This window comes from Xanthomonas sp. WHRI 8932A (assembly GCF_035012785.1).
Taxonomy (GTDB): Bacteria; Pseudomonadota; Gammaproteobacteria; order Xanthomonadales; family Xanthomonadaceae; genus Xanthomonas.
The window spans coordinates 543,581-550,635 of record NZ_JAYGQQ010000002.1 but is presented as its reverse complement, the minus strand read 5'-3'; the positions used below and the strand labels follow the sequence as shown (position 1 = coordinate 550,635).

Annotated in this window: 8 protein-coding genes and 1 riboswitch; of the genes, 1 reads left to right on the top strand and 7 read right to left on the bottom strand. The window is 64.1% G+C overall.

Features of this window, described 5'->3' with window-relative positions; translation table 11 throughout:
• Positions 1-465: 465 nt before the first annotated feature.
• The 5 genes from thiL to VC212_RS05115 all read right to left on the bottom strand — a co-directional run bounded on the left by thiL (position 466) and on the right by VC212_RS05115 (position 4,472).
• Positions 466-1,440 (bottom strand): thiamine-phosphate kinase, encoded by a 975-nt coding sequence (thiL, locus tag VC212_RS05135; RefSeq protein ID WP_323514285.1) that lies wholly within the window; start codon positions 1,438-1,440, stop codon positions 466-468.
• Positions 1,441-1,547: 107 nt separating this feature from the next.
• Positions 1,548-2,030 carry a transcription antitermination factor NusB gene (nusB, locus tag VC212_RS05130; RefSeq protein ID WP_055850874.1) on the bottom strand — a complete coding sequence of 161 codons (483 nt, stop codon included), beginning with the start codon at positions 2,028-2,030 and terminating at the stop codon, positions 1,548-1,550.
• Positions 2,027-2,491, bottom strand: a complete 465-nt coding sequence (gene ribH, locus VC212_RS05125) for a 6,7-dimethyl-8-ribityllumazine synthase (protein ID WP_055850871.1) — start codon at positions 2,489-2,491, stop codon at positions 2,027-2,029. Before ribH ends, nusB begins: the two co-directional genes overlap by 4 nt.
• Before the next feature lie 242 nt (positions 2,492-2,733).
• Positions 2,734-3,873, bottom strand: coding sequence for a 3,4-dihydroxy-2-butanone-4-phosphate synthase (gene ribB / locus VC212_RS05120; RefSeq protein WP_115553018.1), 1,140 nt, complete (start codon positions 3,871-3,873; stop codon positions 2,734-2,736).
• On the bottom strand, positions 3,870-4,472 hold the full coding sequence (locus VC212_RS05115) for a riboflavin synthase (RefSeq protein ID WP_323514286.1): 603 nt from the start codon (positions 4,470-4,472) through the stop codon (positions 3,870-3,872). The genes ribB and VC212_RS05115 overlap by 4 nt, the downstream gene beginning before the upstream one ends.
• A gap of 168 nt (positions 4,473-4,640) precedes the next feature.
• Positions 4,641-4,816: riboswitch (FMN riboswitch) on the bottom strand.
• A 220-nt stretch (positions 4,817-5,036) separates the two neighbouring features.
• Between VC212_RS05115 and VC212_RS05110 the strand changes: the two genes are divergently transcribed.
• Positions 5,037-5,660 (top strand): hypothetical protein, encoded by a 624-nt coding sequence (locus VC212_RS05110; RefSeq protein ID WP_323514287.1) that lies wholly within the window; start codon positions 5,037-5,039, stop codon positions 5,658-5,660.
• 332 nt (positions 5,661-5,992) lie between these two features.
• Here the strand turns inward: VC212_RS05110 and VC212_RS05105 are convergent, their stop codons facing one another.
• Both VC212_RS05105 and VC212_RS05100 read right to left on the bottom strand, forming a co-directional pair.
• A complete protein-coding gene (locus VC212_RS05105) occupies positions 5,993-6,469 on the bottom strand; it encodes an isoprenylcysteine carboxylmethyltransferase family protein (RefSeq protein WP_323514288.1) in 477 nt (158 codons plus the stop codon).
• Positions 6,470-6,527: 58 nt separating this feature from the next.
• Positions 6,528-6,959 (bottom strand): hypothetical protein, encoded by a 432-nt coding sequence (locus VC212_RS05100; RefSeq protein WP_323514289.1) that lies wholly within the window; start codon positions 6,957-6,959, stop codon positions 6,528-6,530.
• Positions 6,960-7,055: the final 96 nt, after the last annotated feature.

The window sequence follows — 7,055 nt, the reverse complement described above, 5'->3', positions numbered from 1 at the left end:
AATTGGGAATTGGGAATTGGGAATTGGGAATTGGGAATTGGGAATTGGGAATTGGGAATTGGGAATTGGGAATTGGGAATTGGGGGGCGAGGGGCGAGAGGCGAGAGGCGGGAATCTAATACCGCCACTGAGGCACGGGCGTTGAGCCGCCCCGCCGCAGCCACAACCGCCCCAGTCGACACACGCCCTCATGGCGCCACTGCGACCCGAATTTTTCAGAGGCATAGCCGTGCTGCAACCATCGCGATATCGCGTGGCCGTTTTGTCTTCGCGAAACACATCGGCAGGACGGGTGAGACCTAGAACGCCGCCCCGCAGCACCGCACTCGGCAACGCAGGCAGTTCGGGGACGCGGCCTACCACGCTCGCCGATGCGCATCGCCCGGCTGGCACCGCCACAGCGGACACACCGCCCAGCGCTAGCTTTCGTGACCCGTCAGCGCAGCAGCACCAGCCGCCACTCCCTCAACCGACGAAGTGCTGATACCCACGCTGTGGGGGTTGCCAGGGATGGCCGTCGGCGTCGTGCACCACCACGCCTGGTGCAGCAACGATCTGGCCGATGCGCGTGGCAGCCACGCCGGCAAATGCTATTGCCTGCAGCACCGCATCACGGTGCTGTGGGGCAGCGGTGAAACACAGTTCGTAGTCGTCGCCGCCGCCCAATTGCCAGCCGATGCACTGCAACGCGCTGATTCCGTCGCCGCGCGGCATCTGCGGCAGATCAGTCAGTGCCAGGTGCGCGCCCACACCACTGCGTTCGCACAGATGGCCCAGATCGGCCAACAGGCCGTCGGAGACATCCACGCAGGCATGGGCAAGCCCACGCAGCCGCAATCCTGCCTGCACACGCGGCTGCGGACGCAGCAAACGGCTGCGCCATGCTTCATGCAGCGGATCCGCCGCCACACGCGTGACATCCAACGCGCCGGCCTGCCACAGCGACAACGCCGCCGCCGCTTCGCCGAGCTGGCCGGTCACCCACACGTCATCGCCCACACGCGCGCCATCGCGACGCAGCGCAGCCCCCGGCGGCACGCTGCCGATCGCGGTGACCGCGCACGACAATGGCCCGCGCGTGGTGTCACCGCCGACCAACGCGATGCCATGCGCATCGGCAAGCGCGAAGAATCCATCGGCAAATGCGTCCACCCACGCCAGATCGTCGTGCGGCAATGACAGCGACAAGGTGCACCAGCGTGGCTGCGCGCCCATCGCGGCAAGGTCGGACAGGTTGACCGCCAGCGTCTTCCAGCCCAGATCGTCGGCAAGCGTTTCGTGCGGAAAATGCACACCGGCATTGAGCGTGTCGGCAGTGATGGCCAACTGCTCGCCGGCCGGCGGCTGCAGCAACGCCGCGTCGTCGCCGATGCCCAGCGGCACATCGGCACGCACGGCAATGCGCGCGCGCAGACGCGCAATCAGATCAAATTCGGGCATGGCAACGGGAATCGGGAATGGAGAATGGAGAATCGCAAATGCGGCGGGTGGTCGCGAGCAGTGGGGCTCTTCACGATTCCCCATTCCCGACTCCCGATTCCCGCGGCTCAGGCGCCGCTGACGCCGCCCGACTCGACCTTGCGCCACTCCACTGCAGCGCGATCCAGCACGCCGTTGACGTAGGTGTGCCCGTGTTCGGAGCCGAAGCGCTTGGCGGTTTCGATCGCTTCGTTGATCACCACGCGGTATGGCACGTCCTGCCGATGCAGCAGCTCAAAGGCGGCCAGACGCAGCACCGCACGCTCGATCGCATCGACCTCTTCCACGCCGCGATCCAGATACGGCGTCAACGCGGTATCCAGCTCGGCGCGATGGGTGAGCACGCCTTCCACCAGGCTTTCGAAGTACGCCAGGTCGGCCACTTCGTGCGCCTGCTCATGCGCAAACTGGCCGATCACCTGCTTGGCGAAACCACCCGAGATCTGCCAGGCATACACCGCCTGCAAGGCGCGGCGGCGCGCGCGCGAGCGCAGCACCGGGTCGATACCGTCGCGACGGCCGTGGCGGGCATGTCCACCGGACTTGCTCATGGCAACAACTCCATCAAATTCACCAGTTCCAGTGCGGCAAGCGCGCATTCCTCGCCCTTGTTGCCATGGCTGCCGCCGGCACGCGCCTCGGCATCTTCCACCCGCTCGACCGCCAGCACGCCATTGAGCACCGGCACGCCGGTCTGCAATTGCACGCTCATCAGGCCTTCGGCACACAGGTCGGCCACATGTTCGTAGTGGCGGGTATCGCCACGGATCACGCAGCCCAGCGCGATGATCGCGCCGTGCTGGCCGGACTGCGCCACGCGGTTGGCAGCGATCGGAATTTCCCAGGCGCCCGGCACGCGGATCACGTCGATGGCGTCCTCGCCGACGCCGTTGCCGGCCAGGCTCTGGCGTGCACCGGCAACCAGCACGTCGGTGATACGGGCATTCCAGCGGCTGGCGATGATCGCAAAGCGCGCGGTGGTGGGGCGAAGATCGCCTTCGTAGTGGGTCATGCGGGTCGGCAACTCGAGGGGGCGGGAAGTTTAACAGCTGCCGGGCCCAGGCCCGGCCGACATCTGAGGCAGCGGCCCGCCGAAGCAGGCACTGCCGGGCGTCCTGGACGCCCTGGTGTACCAGCTGCAGCGCGTTGTGCCAGCGGCATGCGGTTGTCGACGGGCCACGGGCGACATCACCGCCACCCGCTCCTTCGACGCCCGCACCCGCTAGCCACCACGCGCTGGCTGAACTGGATGCGCTACGGCACTGCGGTCGGCGGCACCGAACGCACCGCTTCGCCCGCGTGGCATTCCAGATACTCCACCACTTCCAGCCCGAAGCCGGCCAGGCCGACCTGGCGGCGCGGGGTGCCCAGCACGCGCAGCTTGCCCAGGCCCAGTTCGGCCAGGATCTGCGCGCCGGCACCGTTGCGACGCCACTGGCTGACATCCTTGGCATTGGTGGCGGCCTCGGGCTGCTGACGCAGCCGCGCCAACAGCGATTCGCTGTCGCGCGGGGCCGACAGCACCACCATCACGCCCTGCCCTTCGGCAGCGATCGCACGCAAGGCATCGGTGGCGGCCACGCCGAAATCATCGCGCTGCCAATGCAGCAGATCGGCCAGCGGGTTTTCCACCTGCACGCGCACCAGCGTGGGGGTGTGCGGATCGGCCGCGCCGCGCACCAGCGCAAAGTGCAGGTCGTGCGCGATGCGGTCGCGGTAAGTCACCAGTTTGAACGGCCCGAACTCGGTGGTGATGTCGCGCTCGTCCACACGCTCGACGGTGTGCTCGTTGGCCAAGCGGTACGCGATCAGATCGGCGATCGAGCCCATCTTCAGCCCATGCTCGCGGGCGAACACTTCCAGCTGCGGGCGGCGCGCCATGCTGCCATCCGGGTTGAGCACTTCCACCAGCACACCGGCAGGTTCCAGCCCCGCCAGCATCGGCAGATCGCTGGCGGCTTCGGTGTGCCCGGCACGGGTCAGCACGCCACCGGGCTGGGAAATCAGCGGGAAGATGTGACCCGGCTGACTCAGGTCCTGCGGCTTGGCATCCGGGCGCACCGCGGTCCGCACCGTGTGCGCACGGTCGTACGCCGAAATACCGGTGGTGACGCCCTCGGCCGCCTCGATGCTGACGGTGAAGTTGGTCTGAAACTGCGCGGTGTTATTGCGCACCATCGGCGCCAAACCGAGTTGCGCGCACCGCTCGCGGGTCAGCGACAGACACACCAGCCCGCGCGCGTGGGTCACCATGAAATTGATGTCCGACGGCTTGACCAGCTCGGCGGCCATGATCAGATCGCCCTCGTTTTCGCGGTCTTCATCATCGACGATCACCACCATGCGCCCGGCACGCAACTCTTCGATCAGCTCGGGAACCGGCGCAAAATTCATGCCTCACCCCGCGTGCCGAGCAAACGTTCGACATAGCGCGCGACCAGATCGATTTCCAGATTCACCGCAGCGCCTACCGCAGTGGCCGCAAACGCGGTATTGGCGACCGTGTGCGGAATCAACGCCACTTCAAAGCCGTCCTGGTCCACTTCGTTGACGGTGAGGCTGACACCATCCACGCAGATCGAGCCCTTCTTGGCCACGTAGCGCAGCACCGCCGGTGGCGCCGCAAACCGCCAGCGCTGCGCGCGCGCATCCTCGTGCACCGATTGCACCTGACCCAGACCATCGACGTGGCCACTGACCAGATGCCCGCCAAGGCGGTCGGTCGGGCGCATCGCACGTTCCAGATTGATCACCGCGCCTTCCGGCAACGCGCCCAAGGTGGTCAGCGACAGGGTTTCGGTGGACGCATCGGCCTGAAAACTGCTCGCGTCGAACGCGATCACGGTCAGGCAAACGCCATTGACCGCGATGCTTTCACCCAATTGGACCGCGTCGAACGGCAAGCTGCCGACAGCGAAGGTAAACCGCATATCGCCACCCTGCGGTTGGCGCGCCGCCAGACGGCCCACGCCTTCAATGATTCCGGTAAACATCAGCGCACCCCCGTTTGCAGTAGCGATCGGGGTGAGTTGGCGCGATGGAAGGTCGCGATGCAACGCGACAGGTGATGCAAATACATAGTCGTTTCTCGCAGAAGTTGAGCGAAAAACGCCGCAAGGCAAAGCAAACAGGCGCGCGCACAGCCGCAAGGGCTGCGCGTTGGCCGTCTTCTTTCATCCGGACTATACCGTCGGCTCCGGCATCGGACCGGATCTGCTGACCTTCGCACCACGCCCGGCACATAACGCCCCGGACACCGCTGCGAAGCGCTCGCGGGCTCGCACGCTTGCACGTGCCTACCGCCGGTGGGGAATCGCACCCCGCCCTGAAGACGTTCGTAAGTACCGGCGAACCGGCCGGCGCAGTTTAACAGCGCACATCGGCGCCATTGCTGACCACCAGCTAAGGCCAACAGGACGCTGTGTCGTGTCAGGAATTTCCCCATAGCCAGTTTTGTGAAGAGTCTGTTAAATTGCGCGCCGCGGCGGGAGACGTCGCGCTTTTTTCCAGCCTGCAACAGGCCGGAAGACACGGACATCAACTCAGAGAGAACACTTATGCGCACCACCCTGATTCTGGCTGCCCTGCTGGCCGCCACCCCGTTTGCCGCCGCTGCTGAAGGCCTGAGCTACAGCTACGTCGAAGGCGGCTGGAACCGCACCGAAATCACCGTGAACGGCGATTCGGACGATCTCGACGGCGGCTACCTGCGCGGTTCGTGGAAGATTGCCGAGCCGGTCTACCTGCTCGCCGGCTACCAGCGCGCCAGCAAGGATTTCAACCTCGGCTCTGGCTTTGTGCTCGAAGGCACCTTGCAGCAGGCCAGCTTCGGTATCGGCTATCGCCAGGAAATGACCGAGCGCGTCGAGTTCATCGCCGACATCAGCGTGCTGCGCTCCAAGGTCGAATCCGACCTGCGCCTGCGTGGCCGTGCGATCGACGACTCCTCCGACACCAGCAGCCTGGGCTTCGGTAACCTCGGCCTGCGTGGCAAGCCCTCGCCGCGGACCGAAGCATGGATCAAGGCCGGCTACATCGACGGCAGCGACGTGGACGAAGGCGAATTCGTCGGCACCCTCGGCGGCCAGGTGAACTTCACCCCGACCTGGGGCCTGGTCGGCGAAGTCCAGTTCATCGACAACGCCAATCAGTACCGTGTCGGCGTGCGCGCAAGCTTCTGATCGACGCGCTGCAGCTACAAAAAAGGCTCCGCTTGCGGAGCCTTTTTTGTGTCCGGCCACTCCTGGCGCGATTAGGGTATCCCTGAAGGCAAATGCGTTTCGCCAAGGTAGATCCATACCCGTAGATTGCTTACAAATCGAAATGCCGCTTGCGCACCATTCGCAGTCTGGACCGTGCACCCCGACGGAACTCCACAAATCAGGTTCGCGGCTGAAGCACTCACCAACACCTCAGCCGACGCACTCGCCAATGTCCAACGCAGGCAGGACACATACGGCAAATCAGAGGGCACCAGGCCAAGTACACCATCCATCGACTTGCGGGAAGCGATTCAGAGCCAGCGGCGTACCTCCGCGCGGTACACCGCATACTGAGCCTGGAAGCGTGCCGACAGGCAGCGCTCCTCGGGCAGTATCTGAAAAACCGTTATGTAGCCGATAAACAGCGCAACTGCGAACAGGCCAAGCACCTGACCACGGCACATGACCCAGCCCAGCAATACCAGGGCATAGCCTAGGTACATCGGGTTACGCGAGTAGCGATACAGCCCGGATGTCACCAACGCAGAGGACCGTTCCGGGTGCAGTGGATTGACCGTGGTATGCGCAGTCCGAAACATGACTTTCGACCATGCATTGATTGAAAGGCCAAGCGCAAGACACAGCACGCCAACGGTAATGCACACACGCGAGTAGAACGCTCCGGGCAATAGCCACACCACGGCTGCAAGCACCACCAGCAGAATGGGCGGTGGAACCCGCGTCTCTAGCACCTGCAACATCGCACGCACGCTTGCTGCGATTTGCATCTGGGAACGTCCAGAAGCCGGAGCATGCCGTCGACCACGACACCAACGCCACATCCTGCTACTGATTGATCGTGGTTTCGATGACATCGACGATCTCACTGACGGGGATCGTGAAAACTCCAGCGTTGCCTTCTTCAAAAGCAGTCCGCCAGGTTGTGTAGCCCTCCAGATACTCCGGGTTCACCGCGGCCTGGCCGACAAGCGTCGTCACGGAGCTTTCGAGTGTCGTTCTGGACACCGGAGAATGCGGCAACTCCGTTGAGATGGCGTTGGGCGCATGCGCATTTTTTACCCGAACGTCGCGAATGCTGATATGGAACACTTCGCCAATCTTCGGTTCGATCTCGATCCTGTTGATCTGCAGCGTCGATCCCGGCTCTTCGGCCCTGTTGTGGTACTCCCAAACTTGCCCTTCCGCAAACTGCCGGGCTTGGGCAGTGTCCATGGTCATAGTGAGAAATCCGATGACAAGAAGAAAAGTGAGATTCATCTAAAGAGGCTTAAGAGCACGTGTTGGTCAGCAGTGTCTAACGGTCGCCTGCATCGCTGGTCCCTTCGGACCTGCCCTGCCCCAAGGCAGGCAACG

What these genes read in the sequence shown, in the direction of transcription:
- thiL (WP_323514285.1), bottom strand. Translation starts at nt 1,440, where the DNA reads ATGCCCGAATTTGATCTGATTGCGCGTCTGCGCGCGCGCATTGCCGTG.
- nusB (WP_055850874.1), bottom strand. Translation starts at nt 2,030, where the DNA reads ATGAGCAAGTCCGGTGGACATGCCCGCCACGGCCGTCGCGACGGTATC.
- ribH (WP_055850871.1), bottom strand. Translation starts at nt 2,491, where the DNA reads ATGACCCACTACGAAGGCGATCTTCGCCCCACCACCGCGCGCTTTGCG.
- ribB (WP_115553018.1), bottom strand. Translation starts at nt 3,873, where the DNA reads ATGAATTTTGCGCCGGTTCCCGAGCTGATCGAAGAGTTGCGTGCCGGG.
- VC212_RS05115 (WP_323514286.1), bottom strand. Translation starts at nt 4,472, where the DNA reads ATGTTTACCGGAATCATTGAAGGCGTGGGCCGTCTGGCGGCGCGCCAA.
- VC212_RS05110 (WP_323514287.1), top strand. Translation starts at nt 5,037, where the DNA reads ATGCGCACCACCCTGATTCTGGCTGCCCTGCTGGCCGCCACCCCGTTT.
- VC212_RS05105 (WP_323514288.1), bottom strand. Translation starts at nt 6,469, where the DNA reads ATGCAAATCGCAGCAAGCGTGCGTGCGATGTTGCAGGTGCTAGAGACG.
- VC212_RS05100 (WP_323514289.1), bottom strand. Translation starts at nt 6,959, where the DNA reads ATGAATCTCACTTTTCTTCTTGTCATCGGATTTCTCACTATGACCATG.